Origin of the sequence: Clostridium intestinale DSM 6191, assembly GCF_900130055.1 — a bacterium.
Classification (GTDB): Bacteria; Bacillota; Clostridia; order Clostridiales; family Clostridiaceae; genus Clostridium_T; species Clostridium_T intestinale.
On record NZ_FQXU01000003.1, the window covers coordinates 184,278 to 205,049 of the forward strand.

27 protein-coding genes are annotated in these 20,772 nt (G+C 30.8%); 24 read left to right on the plus strand and 3 right to left on the minus strand.

Features of this window, described 5'->3' with window-relative positions; all coding sequences use genetic code 11:
* The first annotated feature begins 5 nt into the window (after positions 1 to 5).
* From BUA92_RS01035 to BUA92_RS01110, 17 genes are all read left to right on the plus strand, one after another.
* Positions 6 to 320 (plus strand): phage head closure protein, encoded by a 315-nt coding sequence (locus tag BUA92_RS01035; protein ID WP_073016807.1) that lies wholly within the window; start codon positions 6 to 8, stop codon positions 318 to 320.
* On the plus strand, positions 321 to 758 hold the full coding sequence (locus BUA92_RS01040; protein WP_073015906.1) for an HK97-gp10 family putative phage morphogenesis protein: 438 nt from the start codon (positions 321 to 323) through the stop codon (positions 756 to 758).
* A gap of 13 nt (positions 759 to 771) precedes the next feature.
* On the plus strand, positions 772 to 1,104 hold the full coding sequence (locus tag BUA92_RS01045; RefSeq protein ID WP_073015907.1) for a hypothetical protein: 333 nt from the start codon (positions 772 to 774) through the stop codon (positions 1,102 to 1,104).
* Between the two features lie 16 nt (positions 1,105 to 1,120).
* Positions 1,121 to 1,702 (plus strand): major tail protein, encoded by a 582-nt coding sequence (locus BUA92_RS01050; protein ID WP_073015908.1) that lies wholly within the window; start codon positions 1,121 to 1,123, stop codon positions 1,700 to 1,702.
* 43 nt (positions 1,703 to 1,745) lie between these two features.
* Complete coding sequence (gene gpG / locus BUA92_RS01055; protein ID WP_073015909.1) at positions 1,746 to 2,069, plus strand: phage tail assembly chaperone G; 324 nt, start codon at positions 1,746 to 1,748, stop codon at positions 2,067 to 2,069.
* Positions 2,070 to 2,173: 104 nt separating this feature from the next.
* A complete protein-coding gene (locus tag BUA92_RS23665; protein ID WP_278335115.1) occupies positions 2,174 to 2,305 on the plus strand; it encodes a hypothetical protein in 132 nt (43 codons plus the stop codon).
* 9 nt (positions 2,306 to 2,314) lie between these two features.
* Positions 2,315 to 4,822 carry a phage tail tape measure protein gene (locus BUA92_RS01060; protein ID WP_073015910.1) on the plus strand — a complete coding sequence of 836 codons (2,508 nt, stop codon included), beginning with the start codon at positions 2,315 to 2,317 and terminating at the stop codon, positions 4,820 to 4,822.
* The gene (locus BUA92_RS01065) at positions 4,822 to 5,517 is read left to right on the plus strand and encodes a phage distal tail protein (RefSeq protein ID WP_073015911.1); all 696 of its coding nucleotides are present in this window, start codon (positions 4,822 to 4,824) and stop codon (positions 5,515 to 5,517) included. Before BUA92_RS01060 ends, BUA92_RS01065 begins: the two co-directional genes overlap by 1 nt.
* A gap of 17 nt (positions 5,518 to 5,534) precedes the next feature.
* A complete protein-coding gene (locus BUA92_RS01070; RefSeq protein WP_073015912.1) occupies positions 5,535 to 5,744 on the plus strand; it encodes a hypothetical protein in 210 nt (69 codons plus the stop codon).
* A gap of 20 nt (positions 5,745 to 5,764) precedes the next feature.
* Entirely contained in the window at positions 5,765 to 9,895 is a 4,131-nt protein-coding gene (locus BUA92_RS01075) for a phage tail protein (RefSeq protein WP_073015913.1), read from the plus strand.
* A 12-nt stretch (positions 9,896 to 9,907) separates the two neighbouring features.
* A complete protein-coding gene (locus BUA92_RS01080) occupies positions 9,908 to 10,159 on the plus strand; it encodes a hypothetical protein (protein WP_073015914.1) in 252 nt (83 codons plus the stop codon).
* A gap of 394 nt (positions 10,160 to 10,553) precedes the next feature.
* A complete protein-coding gene (locus BUA92_RS01085) occupies positions 10,554 to 10,793 on the plus strand; it encodes a hypothetical protein (RefSeq protein ID WP_073015915.1) in 240 nt (79 codons plus the stop codon).
* Positions 10,794 to 10,876: 83 nt separating this feature from the next.
* Positions 10,877 to 11,080 carry a BhlA/UviB family holin-like peptide gene (locus BUA92_RS01090; protein ID WP_073015916.1) on the plus strand — a complete coding sequence of 68 codons (204 nt, stop codon included), beginning with the start codon at positions 10,877 to 10,879 and terminating at the stop codon, positions 11,078 to 11,080.
* A gap of 20 nt (positions 11,081 to 11,100) precedes the next feature.
* Positions 11,101 to 11,280, plus strand: coding sequence for a hypothetical protein (locus BUA92_RS01095; RefSeq protein ID WP_073015917.1), 180 nt, complete (start codon positions 11,101 to 11,103; stop codon positions 11,278 to 11,280).
* A gap of 52 nt (positions 11,281 to 11,332) precedes the next feature.
* Positions 11,333 to 12,181, plus strand: a complete 849-nt coding sequence (locus tag BUA92_RS01100; protein ID WP_073015918.1) for an N-acetylmuramoyl-L-alanine amidase — start codon at positions 11,333 to 11,335, stop codon at positions 12,179 to 12,181.
* Between the two features lie 275 nt (positions 12,182 to 12,456).
* Entirely contained in the window at positions 12,457 to 13,230 is a 774-nt protein-coding gene (locus BUA92_RS01105; RefSeq protein ID WP_073015919.1) for a hypothetical protein, read from the plus strand.
* A 160-nt stretch (positions 13,231 to 13,390) separates the two neighbouring features.
* Positions 13,391 to 13,894: a hypothetical protein gene (locus tag BUA92_RS01110; protein ID WP_207650327.1), complete on the plus strand. Its 504-nt coding sequence runs from the start codon at positions 13,391 to 13,393 to the stop codon at positions 13,892 to 13,894.
* A gap of 284 nt (positions 13,895 to 14,178) precedes the next feature.
* Here BUA92_RS01110 and BUA92_RS22745 read toward each other — a convergent pair whose 3' ends face one another.
* On the minus strand, positions 14,179 to 14,388 hold the full coding sequence (locus BUA92_RS22745) for a tyrosine-type recombinase/integrase (protein WP_083553359.1): 210 nt from the start codon (positions 14,386 to 14,388) through the stop codon (positions 14,179 to 14,181).
* Between the two features lie 96 nt (positions 14,389 to 14,484).
* Between BUA92_RS22745 and BUA92_RS01120 the strand changes: the two genes are divergently transcribed.
* Positions 14,485 to 15,027, plus strand: coding sequence for a hypothetical protein (locus BUA92_RS01120; RefSeq protein ID WP_073015921.1), 543 nt, complete (start codon positions 14,485 to 14,487; stop codon positions 15,025 to 15,027).
* A 270-nt stretch (positions 15,028 to 15,297) separates the two neighbouring features.
* Here the strand turns inward: BUA92_RS01120 and BUA92_RS01125 are convergent, their stop codons facing one another.
* A complete protein-coding gene (locus BUA92_RS01125) occupies positions 15,298 to 15,615 on the minus strand; it encodes a hypothetical protein (protein WP_073015922.1) in 318 nt (105 codons plus the stop codon).
* 522 nt (positions 15,616 to 16,137) lie between these two features.
* On the opposite strand from BUA92_RS01125, the gene BUA92_RS01130 reads away from it, so the two are divergent.
* The 4 genes from BUA92_RS01130 (at position 16,138) to BUA92_RS01145 (ending at position 18,097) form a co-directional block, all read left to right on the plus strand.
* A complete protein-coding gene (locus BUA92_RS01130; RefSeq protein WP_073015923.1) occupies positions 16,138 to 16,332 on the plus strand; it encodes a hypothetical protein in 195 nt (64 codons plus the stop codon).
* A 93-nt stretch (positions 16,333 to 16,425) separates the two neighbouring features.
* Positions 16,426 to 17,082 carry a DUF998 domain-containing protein gene (locus BUA92_RS01135; RefSeq protein WP_073015924.1) on the plus strand — a complete coding sequence of 219 codons (657 nt, stop codon included), beginning with the start codon at positions 16,426 to 16,428 and terminating at the stop codon, positions 17,080 to 17,082.
* 428 nt (positions 17,083 to 17,510) lie between these two features.
* Entirely contained in the window at positions 17,511 to 17,765 is a 255-nt protein-coding gene (locus BUA92_RS01140) for a hypothetical protein (RefSeq protein ID WP_073015925.1), read from the plus strand.
* 53 nt (positions 17,766 to 17,818) lie between these two features.
* On the plus strand, positions 17,819 to 18,097 hold the full coding sequence (locus BUA92_RS01145) for a hypothetical protein (protein WP_175550825.1): 279 nt from the start codon (positions 17,819 to 17,821) through the stop codon (positions 18,095 to 18,097).
* Between the two features lie 169 nt (positions 18,098 to 18,266).
* Here BUA92_RS01145 and BUA92_RS01150 read toward each other — a convergent pair whose 3' ends face one another.
* A complete protein-coding gene (locus BUA92_RS01150) occupies positions 18,267 to 18,623 on the minus strand; it encodes a hypothetical protein (RefSeq protein ID WP_073015927.1) in 357 nt (118 codons plus the stop codon).
* A gap of 156 nt (positions 18,624 to 18,779) precedes the next feature.
* Between BUA92_RS01150 and BUA92_RS01155 the strand changes: the two genes are divergently transcribed.
* Both BUA92_RS01155 and BUA92_RS01160 read left to right on the plus strand, forming a co-directional pair.
* On the plus strand, positions 18,780 to 19,376 hold the full coding sequence (locus BUA92_RS01155; RefSeq protein ID WP_073015928.1) for a peptidoglycan-binding domain-containing protein: 597 nt from the start codon (positions 18,780 to 18,782) through the stop codon (positions 19,374 to 19,376).
* A 224-nt stretch (positions 19,377 to 19,600) separates the two neighbouring features.
* Positions 19,601 to 20,629 carry a sugar ABC transporter substrate-binding protein gene (locus BUA92_RS01160; protein ID WP_073015929.1) on the plus strand — a complete coding sequence of 343 codons (1,029 nt, stop codon included), beginning with the start codon at positions 19,601 to 19,603 and terminating at the stop codon, positions 20,627 to 20,629.
* Positions 20,630 to 20,772 lie beyond the last annotated feature (143 nt).

Here is a 20,772-nt window from a genome sequence, read left to right on the forward strand (position 1 = left end):
TGGTTATGAAGGAAAGGGTATCTATAAAGAAAAAGGTTAAAACCAAGGATGATGATGGATATAAAATAGATGCCTTAGAGGATTATTATAGCTGCTGGGCAGAGATAAATAATCTATATGGAAAAGAGCTATATGAAGCTTATAATTTGAAGCTAGAAAATACTTTAAATATAAAAATAAAGTATTGTAATAAGGTAAAAAGCTTAAATAATAAGGACTTTATGCTTGTATGGAAGGATAGAAAGTTTAGAATTTTACTTGTTGACTACCTAAAATACAATAAAAAAGATGTGCTCTTAAAGTGTATCGAGGTAAGTTAAATGGCATATATGGAGTTTGAAGGACTAAGTGATCTAATAAAAACTGCTGAGAGAATTGCAACATCAGCTGAAATAGATAAAGTTAATAAAAATATCATTAAAAAATGTGGTGCGTTAACTCAACAGGCAGCTAAAACTAAAGCACATAGAAGTAAAAATCCTAAACAAAGTGGAAGAAAAGGCAGCAGGACAGGAAAACATATGGCTGATGAGATTCCGTTATCAAATATCAAAAAGAATAAGAATGGTGGCTTATACATCATTGTTGGTTGGGAAAAGGACGATACAAGTCCTTATTTTTATGCAAAATTTGAGGAATGGGGAACGTCACAAAGACCTCCTCATCCTTTCTTAGCTACTGCACTAGAGCAATATAAAAAAGATTTTAGCAAGATAGCTGAAGAAGAATATCAAAGATTAATAAAAGATTTAGAGTAAAGAGGTGAGTACATTGAATTTAAATAAATTAGTCATAGAAGCTTTAGAAGGTCTCGATTATCCAGTGGAATATGGTTGGTATGATAAAGAAATTAATGATACTCACATTACTTTTTTTCAATACAACGAAGTTCCTGAAGAGCATTCAGATGATGAGGAAGAAATAATAGCTCATTATGTTCAAGTTGATTTATGGAGTAAGGAAAATACAGAACAACTTAAAAAAGATGTTAAAGCAGCTTTGAAAGAAGCAGATTTTATTTACCAAGATAGCAATGATCAATTTGAAACTGAGACAGGGATATATCATAAGGCTATGAGATTTTATATAGCAGAATATTTATAAGAAAGGAAGCGATAAGATGTCAAGAAGAAAGAGTTTAAGAGACATATTTGTAGCTAAAGTTACAACTAATAATGCAACAACTTACGCTGCTGCAGCTCCTATAAAACTAGCAAGAGCGCTTAGTGCAAAAGTTGATATTAAAAGAGAAAGTGAGCCATTATATAGTGACGATTCTGTAGAAGAGATTTTAAGTTCATTAACTGGAATAGATATAGAGATTAATGTTAATGATTTATCTCCGGAGCAGGAGGCTTTATTAACTGGTGCGACTTATGATAAAGGCTATTTAATTGATAATAAAGATGATATAGCAAGTGAAATAGCTATAGGCTGGAGAGCAAAGCGAACAGATAACAAGTGGGAAATGGTTTGGTTATATTGTGGTAAGTTCAGTCAAGGTACAACAGATAATTATGAAACTCAGGCTGATAAGGTAGCAACTCAAACTCCAGTATTAAAGGGAACCTTCTACGCAAGAGAAAAGGATGGAAACTTTAGAGTAAGAGTAAATGAAACATATTTAGAAGAGACATTTACAGATGCAAAACAAGCTATTGCTACTTGGTTTAGTGAAGTTCAAGAACCTATTGCAGCTTAAAAAATAAGGTGTCCGTCACGGACACCTTTCAAGGAGGTAAGATATGAAGATAAAAATTGGATTCGAGAATGAAGATGGAAGTGAAGAAATAAAAGTCTTTGAGTCATTAAAACTTAAGGGAAGAGCGTTAAGAAGATATCTTGAAGTGCAAGATGTATTAGAAGATGCACAGAGAGTTGGAGTATTTAATACTAGTCATTTTGATTTAATGATGGAGTTTATTGTTGAATGTTTTGGAAATAAGTTTACTACAGATGAGTTATTGGATGGGGTAGACATAGAGGATATTTATCTTCACTATAAAACTTTAAGTAAAGAAATTCAGGATAAAACCACTAAGAAGATGAAAAATATCTCAAAAAACTAACTAGCCGACAGGAAAAAAAGTCGGCTTTTTTTGATGAGTGGAATGAAGAGGAGCAGGAAGAGGAAAAGAGGAACTATATAGATATCCTTTTTCAAATATATGATTTGGCTATTAATGAGCAGAAAATGTCTTTTGAAGATTGTGAGGAAATGGACATACTGGCGTATATAGATTTCCTAGATTATCTACTAAATAGAAAGCAAGTTAATAGTCCAGATGATATTGAAGATTATTAGGAAAGTGAGGTGACTAAAATAGCAGGTGCAAATATTAAAATAGGTGCTAACAGCTCAGAATTTCAAAAGCAAATGGGAGATGTAGTTAAGCAGCTTAAAGTCACTCAATCAGAATTTGGATTAACAAGTGAAAGAGCAAAGTTATTTGGCAGCTCAACTGATATGCTAAAGGTTCAACAGGAGCAACTAAGCAGCAAAATTAAGGCTCAAAACACTGTGGTAGCTTTAAATAGAGAGTTTATAAGGAACTTGAATAAAGATATAGTTGCATATGGTGATAGAAATAAAGAGTTAGCAGTTAAGATTGAGGAAACTGATAGAAAGCATAAGGAAGCTATCACAACCTATGGTAAAAATAGCACAGAAGTTAAGAATCTAGAGGATGAGTTATCAAAGTTAAAAAATACTTATGATAAAAATGAAAAAGGTATTGTATCCACAAACAAAAGATTAGATGAAGCTAAGATCAAGTTAAATAATAATGAAAAAGCATTGCTTCAAGCAAGAAATGCCCTTGAAGAGGTTGAGAAGAAATTAAAAACTTCGAGTTTAGATGAGTTTGGAAAGAAACTAGATAAAGTATCTGAAGCTTCAAACAAAGTTGCAGGAACATTAGGAAAAGTATCTTTAGGGGTTGGAGCTGCTTTTGGATTAGCTGGTAAGGAAGCTCTTGATGCAGAAAAATCCACAGCAAAACTTCAAGCTAAGTTAGGAGCTACAGCAGAAGAAACAGAAGCATTAACAGAAGTAGCTAAGAATGTATATAGAAATGGGTATGGCGAAAGTTTAGATGATGTTACAGACTCGCTGTTTTTACTACAAAGTCATTTTTCAACTGCTAAGAACTGGACTCAAGATACTCAAGAAGAAATGGTTGGATTAGTTTCTACTGTTAAAGATGTTTTTGGAGCTGAGAATGATGAAATATATAGAACTTTAAAGGTAATGCAGGATTCAGGTCTTGAGGATAATGTTGATTATGCTTTAGATATTATAACGAGAGGTTTTCAAGAAGGTGGAGATTACAGTGGGGAGTTATTAGATTCAATTAGAGAATATTCACCTCAATTTGTTAAGCTAGGACTTACAGCTGATGAAGCTCTTAACTATTTAATAACCGGAGCTGAAAATGGAGCCTTTAACTTAGATAAAGTTGGGGATGCCATGAAAGAGTTTAGTGTTAGAGCTATCGATGGAAGCAACACAACTCAAGAGGGATTTAAATTGATAGGCTTAGATGCTAACAACATGGCAGCAGCCATAGCAAGAGGTGGAGATGATGCAAAAGAAGCATTTCAAAAGACACTTGAAGGACTTACAAGTATAGAAGATCCATTAAAACAGAATCAAGCAGGAGTAGATTTGTTTGGTACCATGTGGGAAGACCTAGGTGGAAATGTAATTAACTCATTAGCAGGAGTAACAGGTGGCTTGTCAGATGTTGAAGGATCAACCAAGAGAATGCAAGATGCTATGAACTCAACACCGCAAGCTCAATTTCAAGCAGCCTTAAGAGATACTAAAATGTCATTGTTGCCATTAGGAACTGAATTATTGAATATAGGAAAGGACTTAGCTCCTTCAGTTAAATCTGTTTTAGAAGATATAACTGGAGTACTAAAAAACATGTCACCAGAAACAGCTAAAACAGTTATAGGCATAGGTGCATTTACAATGGGAGCTGCTGGACTAGCTAAAGGAATTTCAACAGTTACTGGAGGCGTAAGTGATGCTATAAAAATTATAAATAAGATGAGAGAATCAACATTTTTGGCAGAGCTTGCAACCAAAGGAATGACAGCAGCACAAACTGCTCTTAATTTTGTTCTGAACATGAATCCGATTGGATTGGTGGTTATAGGAATAGGGTTGTTAGTAGGAGCCTTTATATTTGCCTATAACAAAAGCGAATGGTTTAGAGATGGAGTTAATGGAGCATTTACAAAAGTTAAGGAAACAGGAGAGTGGGTATTTGGAGGTCTTAAAGATTTCTTAGGTAAATGGGGATTAGATATACTTACAGTTTTTGTACCATTTATAGGAGTACCGCTCCAGATAATTAAACATTGGGATGAAATAAAAGGATTTTTTTCAGGATTAAAAGATTTTGTATCAGGAAAAATCCGAGATATGTTTAGCTTTCAGCTGCCACACATAAAGCTACCTCATTTCAAGCTTAATGGGGAGTTTAGCTTATTACCGCCTAAAGTTCCATCTGTAGGAATAGATTGGTACGCTGAAGGTGGTATCATGACCAGTCCTACACTGTTTGGATTTAATGGACTTAATGCAATGGTAGGTGGAGAAGCAGGAGCAGAAGCGATATTGCCATTAAGCCAATTATGGCAGGAGCTATCAAAGAACTTTGATGAGTTGGCTGAGAGACTTAATAAAAATCAATTAATGGTTACTATACCTATTTACTTGGGAGATAGTGAACTTATTAAAATAGCTAAAGTAATGACTCCAATAGTGGGAAATCAATTAGCTATAGCAAGTGTAAGGAGAAGAAGATAATGAAGATAAACGGAGTTGATATATCTGTATTTAATGGGAAGCAGCTAAAAGTTGATATTCAAACATCATCTATAGAAATAAATAAAGAGTGGCTTAAAAAAGCACTTATTCCCCTTACATTATCTTCAAAAGTCTCATACAAACAAATAAAACTTGAGATCCTTTTTAAAGGTAATTCAAGAGATGAAATATTAAGAAATATATCTAATCTTACAGCTAAGTTAAAAAAGGAAACTGAATTAATACTTGATGGATATAGCAATAAATATATAGCTACTTTGTCTAGTAAAAGTACGGAAAAGACTATTTCAAAGTTTCGATATTTACTTAAGCTTGAATTTGAAGGATATGAAGTGGGAAATCAAGTTACAGAAACAGCTAATAGAGTCTCAACCAAAACAATAAATGTACCAGGTAATTCAGAAACTCCAGCCATAGTAGAAATAACTCCTAGTGTTGCCCTTGTGGATCTAGTAGTAACTGGACTAGGAGAAACCTTCACACTAAAGAATTTAGCAGCAGGACAAAAGATAATAGTAAATGGAGAAGATTGTACAGTGCTTCAAGGAACAACTAATAGATTTAGTGATTACGATAGTTGGGACTTTCCTGTACTTTCTCCAGGATCAAATACAATTACATTTAGCAAAAGTTCATGTGATGTGAGTATTAAATATAAACCTAGATGGATATAAGAAAGGATGAATGTATTATGAATAATAATGTTAATCAAGAAATTAAAGAAGTAAATCAAGTACCAGAACAATCTAAACTAATAGATCCAAGTAAAGACTTAGGAAATTATGTAGTACAAATTATAGGTGAAGATGGAAAGTCAGTTTTAAAACAACTTATAGCAAATAAGTGTACTGTAAAAATATCAAGTTTAGGAGAAGGCAGCATTTGTGCTGAGATTAAATAATCTCTCAAGGGAGGGATAACATGTTAGTATTATACGACTTAAATAAAACTAAAATAGCGGGACTAAAAAACTATAAGGATTTAAGGATGGAAAGAGATCTTTCAGGTGATGAAGTTCTCTTTTTTTCATATCCTCAACTAGATAGTAAACATGATTCTATAAAAGAAGAAACCTATATTAGAACTAAGAAAAATGAATATGTAGTTAAAGAAGTTAATATAAAAGATGATTGGTCAGAGTTTGTAGGAAAAGTTAATGTTGAAGATCTCAAAGGAAAGGTATTAGATAAGTTTGAAGTATTAGAGCAACAATGTGCTGATACTGTTAACTTAGCTTTGGTTAGTACTGGATGGAGTATAGGAAGTTCTGATGTAAGTAAAAAAAGAACTGTAAGAAAATCTAATTGCAGCGTTTATGATGTTCTTCTTGAAATTAAAAAGATTTACCTTTGTGACTTTAAGTTTGATGCTATAAATAAGAAAATCTATATTTATCAGTCAATGGGTTCAGATAAAGGATCATATTTTTCTGATAAATTGAATCTTAAGAAACTAGATATACAGTCAAACTCCTATGACTTCTGCACCAGGATAATACCTATAGGTAAAGATGGACTAAGGATAAATGACATAAATGGTGGGAAAGAGTATGTAGAGAATTATCAGTACTCAAATAAAGTTATAACTGTATTTTGGGAAGATAATAGATACACAGTAGTTGAAAACTTAAAAGAGGATGCTACTGCAAAATTAAATGAGTTATCAAAACCTATAAGAGCATATTCAGCAGAGATATTTGACCTGGCTAATTTAAATGATAAATATAAAAATATCCTGGACTATGATCTTGGAGATACTATCACACTTTTATCTAAAGATAAGAAGGTTAAGGAAAAACAAAGGATAGTAAAAATCATTGAATATCCAGACGAACCTGAAAGAAATTCTTGTGAGATAGCTAATAGAACTTTGAGTTTCGATGATATACAAGCAGATACTTTAGAGGCTGCCGAAACTATAAGCTCAGTCACTACAAGTGATGGAATGATTGATAATTCTAAGGTTGATTTTAACCCTTTAAGACTTGAAGTTGTAGATTTAGTGGCTCAAAAAGTAAGTGTGGGAGAACTTGAAGCCGCAAACGCTAGGATTGGAACATTAGAAGCCACCACTATTAAAACAACAGAATTTGAAGCTTACAGAGGGAATATTGAGATACTTATATCTAGTAAAGCAACCATAACGGATTTAGAAGCAGTCAAATTAAAAGCAGACCAAGCAACAATTAATATAGGAAATATAAATACTGTCTTAGCTAAACAAGTGTTTACTGAGTTAGCTAATGTAGGACAGATAGTTGCAGGAAGCTCAATAATAGCAAATGAAGCTATAGGAGATTCCCAAATAGCAAACTTAAAAGTTGGAAAACTGCTTGCTGGAGATTTATCTACAAGTAAGTTTAAGATTGTTTCTGATAGCGGTAATATGCTTATTTCTGATAATACTATACAGATAAAGGATTCAAGTCGAGTAAGAGTTCAAATAGGTAAGGATGCATCTAATGACTATAACATGTATGTGTGGGATAGTACAGGAAACTTAATGTTTGATGCAACTGGACTTAAAGCAAGTGGTATTAAGTCTAAAATCATTCGTGATGATATGGTATCAGACACAGCTAATATAAGCGGTAATAAGATAGAGAAAGAAAGCCTAGTAAGTCAAATAAATGGAGCAACTACAACCCTAAAGGCATCTAAAATAAAGTTTGATGATTTTAATCAAACCTTGGACATAGCATTTAATTCTCTTAAATCAACTGTGAATGAGACAATTCAAACAGTTAGCTCTCAAGGTACTTCAATCGGTACACTGCAAGGGCAGATAACCACAAAGATATGGCAAACAGATATAACTACAGCTATAAACAATGTAGTTATTGGAGGAAGGAATTTAGCACAAAAAACAAGTGATGTCTATATAGATGCTACAGGGTTTACAGGAGCTACAAATGATGTAAAGTTTCCTCATACTGTTTTAATTAGAGATTTAAATGTGGGGGATAACGTAACTGTATCATTTACCTTTAAGTATTCCAATTTAACTTACAATAATGCATCAAGGGGAATAAGGGTACAAGGACAAGGTAATGTAACAGGATGGGGTAATGGGGCGTTTAATTCTTATGCAATACCAGTAGATTTTAATGCCGGAAGCGGAGAAGTAAATGTATCATATAGAATGATAATTACATCAGATCATCTTCTAAATTCAATGTGGTATATAAACTTTAGAACAGACTATATAACTGGTGGAACAATATCATTAAAGTCACTTATGATAGAAAAAGGAAATAAAAAGACTACATGGACAAGAGCTTTAGAGGATTTAGATACAAAAATAAGTGAAAACTATTCAGCAATAAATCAAACTATAAGTGGAATAAACACAACAGTTGGAAGTATGCAAACTTCTATTAGTGGACACGAGACAAGAATAGGGACAGCAGAGGGCTCTATAAATACAATGAAAGACCAGATACTATTAAAGGTTGAGAAAACAGATATCTATAATATAGCAGGTTTGGTAACAAAAATTGATGATAGAGATGCAAGTTTAATTTACACAGGAACATGGAATAAAGGAAATGACCCAGCACACTATAATACAACTTATTCTCATAACTCTATAGCCAATACTTCCGTTAAATTAACTTTTGATGGAGTAGGAGTTAGATGGATAACATCAAAGAATACTTTTAGAGGTTATGCAGATGTGAAAATAGATGGTACCATTGTTGCTACAAATGTAGATACTTACTCAGCAACTACAGTATCAAACTTTGTTGCCTTTGAAAAGCTAGGACTAACCTATGGACAACATACTATAGAAATTATAGTAAAAGGTACTAAAAGAGCCGAAGCTGCAAGTCCGGCAGTACTAATAGATTGTTTTGAGGTATTAAAAGAAGTTCAAACTCAAATTGATAGTGCAGTATCTAGTATATCAATACTTAGTAATCAAATAACTTCAAAAGTAAGTTCGACAGATTTTGAAACTTATAAAATTCAGACAGCTAATCAGATAGCATCAAAAGTAAGTGCAGTAGATTTCGGTTCTCTAATAGAGCAAAATCCTAATAACGTAAGAGTTGCAGTAGGTCAAATTGGAGGTACAAACTTATTAAAAGGAACAGACTTCTCTGGTTTAGTCGGAAGTAAAACTCCTCAAGGTTGGTGGTATTGGGGTTCAGCTTCAACATATGGTAATCAAGGTTCTACTGGATATAATAATGCAGGAACTATATGTATACAAAACCCAACATCAGAATCAGGGGGACTATGGCAATCGAATATACCTTTGAAACCTAATACAAAATACACTTTGTCTTTAGCAGTAACAAAAGAGTCAAACGTTAAGGGTGGCCAATTCATATTTGAGTATATGGATATTAGTGGAGCCAATATTAGCAATACAGGAATAACCCTTAATTATGATGGAAAGAGACATTCTTATACTTTTACAACCCCTAGTAACTTTTCTAGTGCTAAGGGAGGAATGCAACATCAAGGAAGTTACAATTCAGGTGGAGGATATGTTATATTTTTGACATATCCTAAGCTTGAAGAAGGAGATTATGCAACTTCATGGAGTCCAAATGCCAATGAACTTAAATCAGGATGTTTTGAAGTTAATGATAGTTACGCTAGATTTACTAATCAAGATGGAAGTTACACAGAATTTACACCAGGAACTACAGGCTTAAAGTGGCATAAAGCTTTTGGAGATGCAGGTAAAGATTATCACTATCTAATGGCAACTGGAGTAGCTTCAGTTACATCTAGTTCAAATGCAACAGTACAACTTCCAGATGAGTTTAAAGGTAAGAACTTTGAAGTATTAGTTTCAGTTAAAACAGCAGATGCTTTAACTGGGAGTTCAATTAACAAGTTTACTTGTAGTGTTGGTGGGAAAGATATAGTGAATGGAACATTTAATATAATTGGTTGGATGATTAATTATCCTAAAACAACCTTGCAAAAATTCACTAGCTATATAGATGGATATTGGCTACTAAATGATAATACTTATATAAATCAAGGGGTATCCTTCTACTCAATAATGGAAGTTTCATGGATAGCTATAGCTTAAGGAGGTGATATAATGGCATCATTAGAGGAACATGAAAAGTCAATGACACTATATTATTCAAAAAGAACTGGTGAGATAACAGCTTTCTCAACTGGAATACAGGATATGAGTTTCTTTGGAGACAATAAAGAAGACTATGAAATAATATGGGACTTTATTGTATTAGAAAAAGATACTTATGTATTAGAAAATAGAGATAAGTTTAAGGTCGTAGATGGAGCTGTGAAATTAAAAGAATCTGTAGACTTAACTAAATACATGTAAAAAAAGAAGATGCTCCTTGTGTACAAAGCATCTTCTTTTTAATGAATTTTATTAAAGTAGAATATTTCTATTATTATCAAATGAAAGAGTTTTATACATTTTAAAACAACAAAAAAAGAAGGTATTCAAGCTACTATATACCTTCTTTTTTATATCTATTCAATTAGGAGATAATTATAAAAATTTTCTATAAGGAAGGTAAAAACTATTAAATTAAAGATAGTGTTTACCAAATCGTAGGAACCTTCCTTATAGAAACAACATTCATTGGGGGAATGTTATTTTGATTATTGACAAGACATAAAAACTTTATACAACTTGGGGTATAATGTATGGGTATTAGAATTTTAGGATGGTATAATAATTATGAAAGTTACTTTAAGGGGGAGAATATATGAGAACTAAGTTAATCTATTCAAGTGAAGAAAATCATCTAGGCTATGGAGCAGGTTCAGGAGATACCGAAAGATATGAATATGAGTGTCTTTGTGGTGAAGGGAAAATAGTTGAAGAGCACGACAACATACCTGGGTTTAGAGATCATACTGTGTATATCGCTTGTGATAAGTGTAGAGAAAAATATAAAATTGATGAATCTAAAAGTGTTAGAGGTTGGGAGATCGTAGAAAAGTAATATCAATAGTAATTTTAAGATTTAGAGAGTTGAGAAAATCAGCTCTCTTTTTATTATGTAAAAAACAATTAAGAGGTGATGAAATGGAAAGCGAAATAGTTAAATATGTGGTAACTCAAGGGATATTTTGTGTTTTATTTGTATGGTTACTAATGGACACAAGAAAAGATTCAAAGGAAAGGGAAGTCAAGTATCAGGAAACAATAGATAAACTTGCAAGTTCAATAGGAACCATAGAAGACATAAGGGAAGATGTAGAAGACATAAAAGAAATAATTTTAAAATAATTTTAAAAGGAGGTTTACAAATGAAAGAATTAAAAGGTTTATTACAAGTGAAGAAGCTTATTGCATTATTACTTACTATTGTATTTTGTGCATTAAGCTTTAAAGGTCAAGTTACTGCAGAGCAATTTCTAACAGTATTTAGTTTAGTAATAGCTTTCTACTTTGGACAATCTACAGCAAGACAAGCTAAGAATGAATAATTAGGAGCCTTATGGTTCCTTCTAAATTTAAAACGAGAAAGGATGATTAATTATGAAAATAGCAATATCAATAGGACATACACTTACAGGCAAAGGTACAGGAGCAGTAGGATTTTTAAATGAAAGCATATGCACAAGAGAAATAGGTGAAAGAGTAAAATCAATGTTAGAAGCTCAAGGCCATGAAGTTACTTATTGTAGAGTAGATTTAAGTGATAATGATTTAGCTTATAGAGTAGAATTAGCAAATAAATCAGATGCAGATATATTCGCAGAGATACATCTTAATGCAGGTGGAGGATTAGGAATAGAAGTTTATACTTATGGAGCTAAAGAAGTACCACAAGCTAGAGCGGTACTAAATGCTATTGTAGAATTAGGATTCATGAACAGAGGAATTAAAGATGGTAAAAGCCTATATGTAATAAGAAAAACTAATATGACTGCTATGTTAATAGAGTGCTGCTTTGTTGATACTAAAGAAGATGCAGATAGATATAATCCAGATGCAATAGCAAAAGCTATAGTAAAGGGATTAATAGGAACAGCAGTTAAAGAAATACCTCCAGTAGCTCAAGATACTGAACCAGGTAAAGAAATTTCTAAATGCTCAGGAGATACTTATATCATAGAAATTCAACAAGAGTTTAACAAACAGTTTAATTCTGGATTAAGTGTAGATGGAATACCTGGACCAAAAACTTTAGCAGCATCACCACTAGTAAAAGAAGGTGCTCAAGGGAATATAACAAGGTGGATTCAATCAAAAGTTGGCACACACGTAGATGGAGTATTCGGACCTATTACTAAACAAGCTGTTAAGAATTATCAAAATCATACCGGGTTATACGTAGATGGAGTAGTAGGACAGAACACATGGAGAAAGTTGTTAGGTTTATAATATAAATAATATATTGTAAATAAAATACACATTAAAATTTAATTAAATGTTAATAAATTCAATAATAGTTAATGATTATGAAAAATGTTAACGATAAATTTAAAAATTTAAACGTTTATTACAAAAAATACAAAAATAACATAATATATGGTATAGTAAAAAAGTGGTACGTACCTATAAATTATGATAAAAATATATAGATAAGCTGTATAAATATATTATTTTGTTTGAATGAATTAAATATTTTAAAATTTGAATTTAGGAGAGAATTATATATGTTTAAAAATAAGTTAAAAAAAATTTTTACTTCTATTATAATTGGAGCAGTGATGATATCCCCAATTAGCGTTAGTGCAGCAGAACAAGTAGCTTCTGTTTCTAACGAAAAGGATGTAGCAACAAAATATTTAGAATATTTTGTAAATAAAGATATACAAGGAATAGTTAATATTTCTGAAGATGCTTCATTTCCTACAAAAGAAGGACAGACTAAAAATGTACAAGAGTTATTATCAAATCCTAACAATCATTTAAAGTCATTTGAGTTTATTGATGAAACTAAAGAAAATGATACTGTTAATTTTAATGTAAGGCTAAACTATAAAAATGGTAAAATAGAAGAAGGTTTATTACGAGTAAAAAACTTTGGAGAATCTTCTAAAGTATGGATAAGTGATGAACTTGTTGATATTAAAACAATAGATGAAGGAGAGAGAATTCCAGTAATTAGATTATTTGCTCAATTAACTAAATTTAATATAAGTGTTGATTATAGTGGTAAATATGGGTTTTCTCCAGCATTTAATACTTCAAAATCTTATGTAGATATTAATTATAAACAAAGTGTTGAAACAGATTTTACAGTTGTAAAAAATACTTTAATTGGTAATACAGCACTTAGCTATACGGCTACTAGAGGTGCCAATGCATCCAGTGGCCCTAATAGTGTAATTCTTAATGTAATACCTGGAAAAAGTTTTGCAGATGCAAAATTAAGAGTTGTTTTTGGAGCTGCAGGATATAGTTTTGGAGAAGTATACGCTTACTAAAAGATAATATAATAAAAAAGCCACAACTGAGGGTTAATTCCCTTGGTTGTGGCTTTTTTTATTATAAAAATTAAATATCTATATAGAAAATATAGAAATAATATATTAAAATTAGCTTATTGATTTAAAAATAATAGTAGTAAAAAATTTATATGATGAGGTGAGTAGAATAGCGTTTAATTTGAAATATATCGCAACAATGCATACTTTTATGCTGATAGGAGCATTAATACCTATGATGGTAGTCCTATTATTTATGCTTCATTTAGCAAAGAAGAATTTTAGAGACTTTAGAAATAATGATTCTTCAATAGGATATTTATATACATATTCTCCATCTAAATCTAAATTACACTTGATAAGCAAATCAATACTTTGTTCGATTATGTTTGTATTGTATTTTAGTATACTAATATTTTATATAAAAGATGTTATGATTCCAGCAATAAAAGATGCGCCTAAATTAATAACTAATGATTATGAGTACACTACTGGGATTGTTTATGAAGTTAGAAATGGAAGAAGTAGTAATATAATATTTGTAAATGGTCTTAAAATTTATGAAACTAAAGTCTTTATAAAAGGTAAAATCAAACAAGGACATGAATATAAGATTGCATATTTAAGAAATACAAAAGAGTGTGTAGGATTTGAAGAACTATAATTACTTAAATTAGGTGGACAAAAAGGTGCCACAACTTAATAATTTATAGCTTTTTATAGTGTTTTTAGAAAAGTGAGAAATGCTCATGAACCTAGATAAACAAAGACTTTGATAGCTTTTAGTATTTTATAATTTTATGCCTTTAGAGGTTCTTGGGGTCGCGGGTTCAAGTCCCGCTACTCAGACCAAAATAAGATTAAAACCCTGTAAACATGGGTGTTTGCAGGGTTTATGTTTTTGTGGGAAATATGCCACGGGTGACGAAAAGGTGACATAGCAAAAAATTAAGTAAAAATATTCTCTAGTTTTCTAACTGCTTCTAGCTGCATATTAGGCAGAACATGAGAGTAAATATCTAAAGTCATACTGATATTTGCATGACCCAAACGCTCACTAACTATCTTTGGATGAGTACCTTGCTGCAATAGTAGAGTAGCAAGTATTCCCCTAACCTCATACCAGTTTAAAAAGACAGAAAAAGTATATAGTAATATTTATTGGATAATATGTAATGTATAGAAAATAAATAGGGGGTATGGTATACTAATTTTATTGTTAAATGCGTATTAAAAGGGAGGGTGGTACTGAAAATGAAAAGTATGATGAAAAGTATGAGAATGAGTAAAAATGAAATTCCAGTCGATATAGTGCCTTTGTTTGAGGAGATTGTTCAAACATATAAGGGAGACGAATGTGAAGAAAAGTTTATGATAGCTATGGAAGAACATCTCTCTAAAGAGCAGAGATTCCGCTTATGTGAACAAAATGGAAGTTGTAGGGGTACTGGGGAAGATAAAGTGAGAAAAGCATTCGCACTTGAATATGCTGACAAACCTCTTGGCGAGAGATTGAGATTATTTACAAATAAATTTAGAAGAACAGCTGTTTTAAATGAGGATAATACAATTACAGTCACTTTTGCTTGTAACCACGGATACTATAAGCATGCACCAAAAGGAACGTTTCAGTTTCCAAAATCCATTGAAACATATTTTGAAAGATGTGCAGGTGGGCGTTTGTATGAATATCAAAAGGCATTAGGAATAAAATTGAAGATTAAGTCAGTTGATGTATCTCCACTCATCGAAAATATGATAAATCCAGTAGTATTTACTTTTGAGATAGTTAATTAATACAAGGTAAAAAAAGATAGTAAAAATGTACATAAGAAAATAAGGTGTCCGTTACGGACACCTTTATCTTTTATTCCCCTTTCCATACTTCTATCTAACATACTCAATAAAGTAATCTATTATTTTCAGCAACACCAGTAGCATCGGTAATGCCAGTAACACTAGTTGGAGAAACTATATCATTTTATACTGTGACTAGATTTACTTCAACAAATACGATTCTAAAATAGCAAATATTAAAGCAATTTTAAAGATGCTTATTAGTATCTTTTAAGATATATAGGCTTCTCCATCACCTATAATCACTATTCTGTGCTCTGGTTTTAATGATATTAAATTAAATTTTTGTGATTTAGGAGGTAGGCGTATAGCTTGTTGTGCAATCTGATCTTTATCATAAATCTGCAATAAGAGAGAGCCCTTTTCAGATATATTTTGAATATAGTGAAGATTGTCTTCTGAAAAATTAAAATCAGATACTTTATAAACCCCTTCTTTAAAAGTATTCGAATTTGGAACTGCGTTAGCTTTATATGGAATTAAAAATAAGAGCAAAATAATTAAAAAAGTACTAGTAAATTTCCTCATATGCATAGCCACCTTTCATGGTTATTGTGAGAATAAGTAAGGTTAAATATTCATGAGTTGGAAGAAACCTTAAAAACATAAAAGAATCATATCTGAAGGAGGTTAATCTTCAAATATGATTCTAAGAAGGGTAATTTATATATTAGCATATAATGAGGATACCAACGCTTTGGAATTAAGTATCAGCACATTAGTAAGAAAACTTTTAGGAAAATGGTACATCAATAGTTTAAGCGAGAAATAGATGCCTATACTAGAAATTAATAGAATTAGGCTTGAATGCCCTATATGAGCCATTCATTAGAATTTGTAAAATATTATGTTTAATAACCATATAACCAGTTAACCAGAAATACAGATAACCATATAACCAGAAATACAGCAAATTGGAGCAAAATAAGAAAAATTGGTGCTTAAGTTCACACTAGGTAATGAGACAGCTGTAACTACAGTAACATTGGCAGTAGACAAGTTTAATACATCTATAGGTAAGAGAGAAGCTGATTTGATCTCAATAACCATATGGGTAAACAGGCTGAAAATACAGCTAACTTCTATGACTATGCAGATAAACTTTATCATCATTCATATGAAAGTCAATTAGTTACTCAGTACAAAGATGAAAAGATAAACTATCTAGCCACTTTAAGATATAAGCAATTAACCAAGGGGATTTTAGACAAAAACAGCAAGAAATTCTTTTTTTATGTTCCTTGAGAAGTGAATAGTAAGGTTTTGAAAATATATTTTTGTTGTTTATTATAGGGTATAATTAAGTAATCTAACTATATAATGAAGGGGTGCTTAAACATGACAAATTATAAAATAAAGTTAGTTCAAAAAATCGGAACTATATGTGGAATGTTAAGTTCCGTGGTATATATTTTACATGTATTTTTAGGGGCGAATTTATGGGGTGAATATTCTTCTATAAAGCAGCCAATTAGTGATTTAACTGGAGAAGGAGCTCCAAATGCTGAACTTCTTAGGATTTTTACTGGTATATATGGGGTATTAGCAATATTTTTTGCTGTTACTTTATATTTAAGCTTAAAAAAGTATGTAAATATACCTTCTAAAATAGGAATGGTATTATTAATAATAATGGAAATATCATCATTTTTGGGATACTCTTTATTTCCTCTTGATGATATAAATGCGGGAATGACATTTCAAAACCTAATGCATATTATGGTAACTGCAATTGTTGTAATAACTACTATTGATTCAACATTTTTTATTGGGATAGGCTTTAGAAAAATAGAAAATATGAGGACATTGGGGGTATTTATTATCTTATGTGGATGTATAATAACAATTTCTGGAGCTTCCACAGGTATAGTTATATCAAACTCAATTCCTATTTTAGGATTAATAGAGCGTATAAATATTTTTACCGTACAATTAATGATTTTTATACTATCGCTTTTTTTAGCAAAAAACAACAAATATAGAATCGAAATATAACTCAATAGAATTGTAAGGTGAAATTGAAAGCTAAGATAAGCAAAAGAGAAGTTATAGTTTACTGTTGATTGTGATTAGGAGAGTTTATGATATTTCTTACGCCTCTTCTTTGGATGGATAGTGTTAGGAATAGCAGTTTAATACATATCCTTAAAAACGATAGCATATGATACCGCATTATTTAATAAAAAGAATATGCGGTATTTTTATTCAACAATTAATTCTATGAAAGTGCTGTTAACCATAAACATAAAATGATTATATTTATTTAGAAAACTCAATAAAGAATTTTAGGATTAAGTTCAACAGTTGTGGCTTTTAATTTATAATCTATATTCTTGTCCTAAGAATATCATGTTAAAATATAATAAGAATGGTAAATTATCATAAAGAGTAAAAAAGAAATATATTAATTATGGAGGGGTACTATGGAATTTTATTTCAAAAATGTTGGTGGGAAAACACACCTTTATCGTGAAGATGGGTTTATTGATGAAGATTTAGGTGAATTAGAGACAACATTTACAGGTAAGTTGAAAACTAATAATATTTTTGGTGAAGATTATGAGCTAGAGGATATTTCAGGTTTCTTTTCTAAAGGAAAACGATATTCTATTAAAAGTAGTAATGGAATTAATGGTGTAATAGAGAAATCCTCTGGTGGTAAATATGTTCTTAAGTAGCTACTTATAGTTATAAATTATAATTGAAAAGTAAATCAATATTTTGTTCAATTATGTTTGTATTGTATTTTAGTGTGCTAATATTTTATACAAAAGATGGTATGATTGCATGGGTAAAAGATGTACCTAAATTAATAACTAATGATTATGAGTACACTACCGGTATTGTTTATGAAGTTAGTAATGAGAGAGGTAGTAATATAATATATGTGAATGGTCTTAAAATTTATGAAACCAAAGTCTTTATAAATGGTAAAATCAAACAAGGACATGAATATAAGAGTGCATATTTAAAAAATAAAAAAGAGTGTGTAGGTTTTAAAGAACTATAAATGCTTAAATAAGGTGGACAAAAAGGTGAAATAACTTAATAAGAAGAAAGTGTTTTTGATAAAATTATTTGAAATATTAGTTAATTAATTAACATTTAAGATGTATTCTTAATTTTATATACACAGGTAGCTTAAATTGAAAAAGGTAGTTTAAGCTACCCTTTTTAAATTACCTTATAATAGACCCAAGTAAGAACAAAGGTAGCGGATTAAATCCATATATAGGGTAGGTATAGTATGGATAATAATGAGGATAGTAAGGATTGTAGGGGTATCCGAACTGATTATAATAAGGTCTAGGGAACTCAGAATTATAGGGTCTATTAGTATTAGATATAACTTCGGGATCTATAGGTTGTTTAATAGGAATATTTTTATAGTTTGGATTAATAAATAGAAAATTACCCATAAGCTCATAATACTCTTCAGGATATCCTGTTTCATGCATTAGTCCTGGAAGCGTATGTGAGTCAATATATTCTAAGTTTTCTTTTGTATCTTGATTTAAGGACTTTTTAGTGTCCATATTATCCTCCAATAAAATAAATCACATTATTTATATATGAAACTAATAGGCATATGTGAAATAAAAACATTATGATATTTGGTGAAAAAAGAAGGTATTTAAATATTAATATTGAATTACTTATTTTGTATACTAATATTTATAAGGGGTGGTTCAATGATTTTAAAAAAAGCATGTACGATAACTTTAGTATTAAGTATTTTATCAGGAACAACAGCTTTAGCTGCAACAACTACAAACAGCAATAAGAACATTTTAGATTCACAATATCAGTCAGAAAAATCTTCTGAACTTGGGCTGAATTTAACTCAATATACATACATAAATGCACCAGAAGATATTCGTAAGATGCATGAAGAAAACTGTATATTAATAGGTAAAACGGTTAATTTAGATGACGTTATTTATGTCCCTTCTGTAAATAAATTAAACGAAGTGATGTATAGTAATAGTAACTCCACATATTTGAATAATGCGTGGGCTCTTGATAATGGAAATAGAATAGAATTTTATTTAAGAGGAACTTGGTATACTGTTTATAAAAGCACCTATGTAGGATATAACTATACAACTAGTGGGATTCCAGTATACTTATTACAACATCTATTGATATTGAAGGGGTATGATGTTGGAATAATGGATGGAGTTTTTGGGTCTAAAACCCATAGTGCCTTAATTAATTATCAAAGTAGTAGAGGGCTATCTGTAGATGCAATATGTGGACAAAATACCTGGAGCTCTTTTTGGTGGTAAATATAAAAGCTAAATATTTAATAGATTTTTTAATATTTTAAGAAAACTAAAAGACATCAAAACCTGAATGAATAAAGGGTTTGATGTCTTTTTATATTTTATAAACTTATTTTTTTAGAGATATGACTTGTGGTCAATTTGTTGTGAAGAAAAAATAAAAAGTATCTTAAAAAGGCTTAAAAGAATATTTTAATTATATATATAATAATTAACAGGGGAATAATATGAAAAGTTTCATTTCAAAAACCTTAAATGGTTCATTTAAATATATAGATTTAAGAGAATTAGGTATAGAACAATTAAGAGAATGTAATTTTATGAATAAAAAAGAAAATAGAGATAATGAACGTGTTGGTATTATTTTACCTAATCAGCGAGAAGAGAGATGGAAAAGAGATAAATCTGCTATGGAGAAAGAAGGAAAGATAAGAGATCTAAGTTTGATATTTGAGTATAACGATTTTGAAATGGATAAGCAAATTGAAGCAATTAACAAATTAATATTAGAAGAGGTGGACGTATTAATTATATGTCCAATAAATGGAGAAGGAGAACCAGAGGCCATTGAGAAGGCTAAAAAGAGAGGTATTAAGGTAATATCGTATGATGTACTTGCAATGAATAGTGATATAGATTTATTTGTTTCCTTTAACCTCATGAGGGTAGGAGAACTCCAAGGTAAATATCTTATAGGAAAAGTACCTAGAGGTAATTACATTATTTTATTAGGAGAACCGAATGGGGAGGTTTTTATAGAAGGGGCAATGGAATATATTATGCCCTTAGTTTATACAGGGAATATAAAAATTATCACTCAAGAAAAGGTAGAAAGATGGAGTCCTGATTACGCTTATAATATTGTAAAAAATTCTTTAATTCAATATGAAAATAATATTGATGCTGTCTTGGCTCCAAACGATGCAATAGCAGGCGCTGTAATAGAGGCCTTGGACGAAGAAAATTTGGCTGGAAAAGTTGCTGTAACTGGTCAGGATGCAGACATTTCTGCAATTAGGAGGATTATTGAAGGTACTCAATCCATGACAGTACTTAAAGATACTAATGAATTAGCCTGGGTTGCTATAAATGCCGCAATTAAATTAATAAAAGGTGAACAGAAAATCACGTATAAGTCAGTTAATAATGGGAAGATAAATGTTCCTTCAATACTAACTAATCCAATATTAGTTGATAAAAACAATGTATACTCTATTCTTAATGAAACAGGATATTATAAAAATTATATTATATAAGATACTAAGTTGTTAGACTTTTTTATTATAGAAAGTCATATTTGAAGAAGCCTAAGCTTCAACAAATATGACTCTACAAAAGGGGTAATTTATATATTTGCGTATCGAGAGGATACCAATGCTTTGAAACGAAATACATGCCA

What these genes read in the sequence shown, in the direction of transcription:
- BUA92_RS01035 (WP_073016807.1), top strand. Translation starts at nt 6, where the DNA reads ATGAAGGAAAGGGTATCTATAAAGAAAAAGGTTAAAACCAAGGATGAT.
- BUA92_RS01040 (WP_073015906.1), top strand. Translation starts at nt 321, where the DNA reads ATGGCATATATGGAGTTTGAAGGACTAAGTGATCTAATAAAAACTGCT.
- BUA92_RS01050 (WP_073015908.1), top strand. Translation starts at nt 1,121, where the DNA reads ATGTCAAGAAGAAAGAGTTTAAGAGACATATTTGTAGCTAAAGTTACA.
- gpG (WP_073015909.1), top strand. Translation starts at nt 1,746, where the DNA reads ATGAAGATAAAAATTGGATTCGAGAATGAAGATGGAAGTGAAGAAATA.
- BUA92_RS01065 (WP_073015911.1), top strand. Translation starts at nt 4,822, where the DNA reads ATGAAGATAAACGGAGTTGATATATCTGTATTTAATGGGAAGCAGCTA.
- BUA92_RS01070 (WP_073015912.1), top strand. Translation starts at nt 5,535, where the DNA reads ATGAATAATAATGTTAATCAAGAAATTAAAGAAGTAAATCAAGTACCA.
- BUA92_RS01075 (WP_073015913.1), top strand. Translation starts at nt 5,765, where the DNA reads ATGTTAGTATTATACGACTTAAATAAAACTAAAATAGCGGGACTAAAA.
- BUA92_RS01080 (WP_073015914.1), top strand. Translation starts at nt 9,908, where the DNA reads ATGGCATCATTAGAGGAACATGAAAAGTCAATGACACTATATTATTCA.
- BUA92_RS01085 (WP_073015915.1), top strand. Translation starts at nt 10,554, where the DNA reads ATGAGAACTAAGTTAATCTATTCAAGTGAAGAAAATCATCTAGGCTAT.
- BUA92_RS01090 (WP_073015916.1), top strand. Translation starts at nt 10,877, where the DNA reads ATGGAAAGCGAAATAGTTAAATATGTGGTAACTCAAGGGATATTTTGT.
- BUA92_RS01095 (WP_073015917.1), top strand. Translation starts at nt 11,101, where the DNA reads ATGAAAGAATTAAAAGGTTTATTACAAGTGAAGAAGCTTATTGCATTA.
- BUA92_RS01100 (WP_073015918.1), top strand. Translation starts at nt 11,333, where the DNA reads ATGAAAATAGCAATATCAATAGGACATACACTTACAGGCAAAGGTACA.
- BUA92_RS01105 (WP_073015919.1), top strand. Translation starts at nt 12,457, where the DNA reads ATGTTTAAAAATAAGTTAAAAAAAATTTTTACTTCTATTATAATTGGA.
- BUA92_RS01120 (WP_073015921.1), top strand. Translation starts at nt 14,485, where the DNA reads ATGAAAAGTATGATGAAAAGTATGAGAATGAGTAAAAATGAAATTCCA.
- BUA92_RS01125 (WP_073015922.1), bottom strand. Translation starts at nt 15,615, where the DNA reads ATGAGGAAATTTACTAGTACTTTTTTAATTATTTTGCTCTTATTTTTA.
- BUA92_RS01130 (WP_073015923.1), top strand. Translation starts at nt 16,138, where the DNA reads ATGGGTAAACAGGCTGAAAATACAGCTAACTTCTATGACTATGCAGAT.
- BUA92_RS01135 (WP_073015924.1), top strand. Translation starts at nt 16,426, where the DNA reads ATGACAAATTATAAAATAAAGTTAGTTCAAAAAATCGGAACTATATGT.
- BUA92_RS01140 (WP_073015925.1), top strand. Translation starts at nt 17,511, where the DNA reads ATGGAATTTTATTTCAAAAATGTTGGTGGGAAAACACACCTTTATCGT.
- BUA92_RS01145 (WP_175550825.1), top strand. Translation starts at nt 17,819, where the DNA reads ATGTTTGTATTGTATTTTAGTGTGCTAATATTTTATACAAAAGATGGT.
- BUA92_RS01150 (WP_073015927.1), bottom strand. Translation starts at nt 18,623, where the DNA reads ATGGACACTAAAAAGTCCTTAAATCAAGATACAAAAGAAAACTTAGAA.
- BUA92_RS01155 (WP_073015928.1), top strand. Translation starts at nt 18,780, where the DNA reads ATGATTTTAAAAAAAGCATGTACGATAACTTTAGTATTAAGTATTTTA.
- BUA92_RS01160 (WP_073015929.1), top strand. Translation starts at nt 19,601, where the DNA reads ATGAAAAGTTTCATTTCAAAAACCTTAAATGGTTCATTTAAATATATA.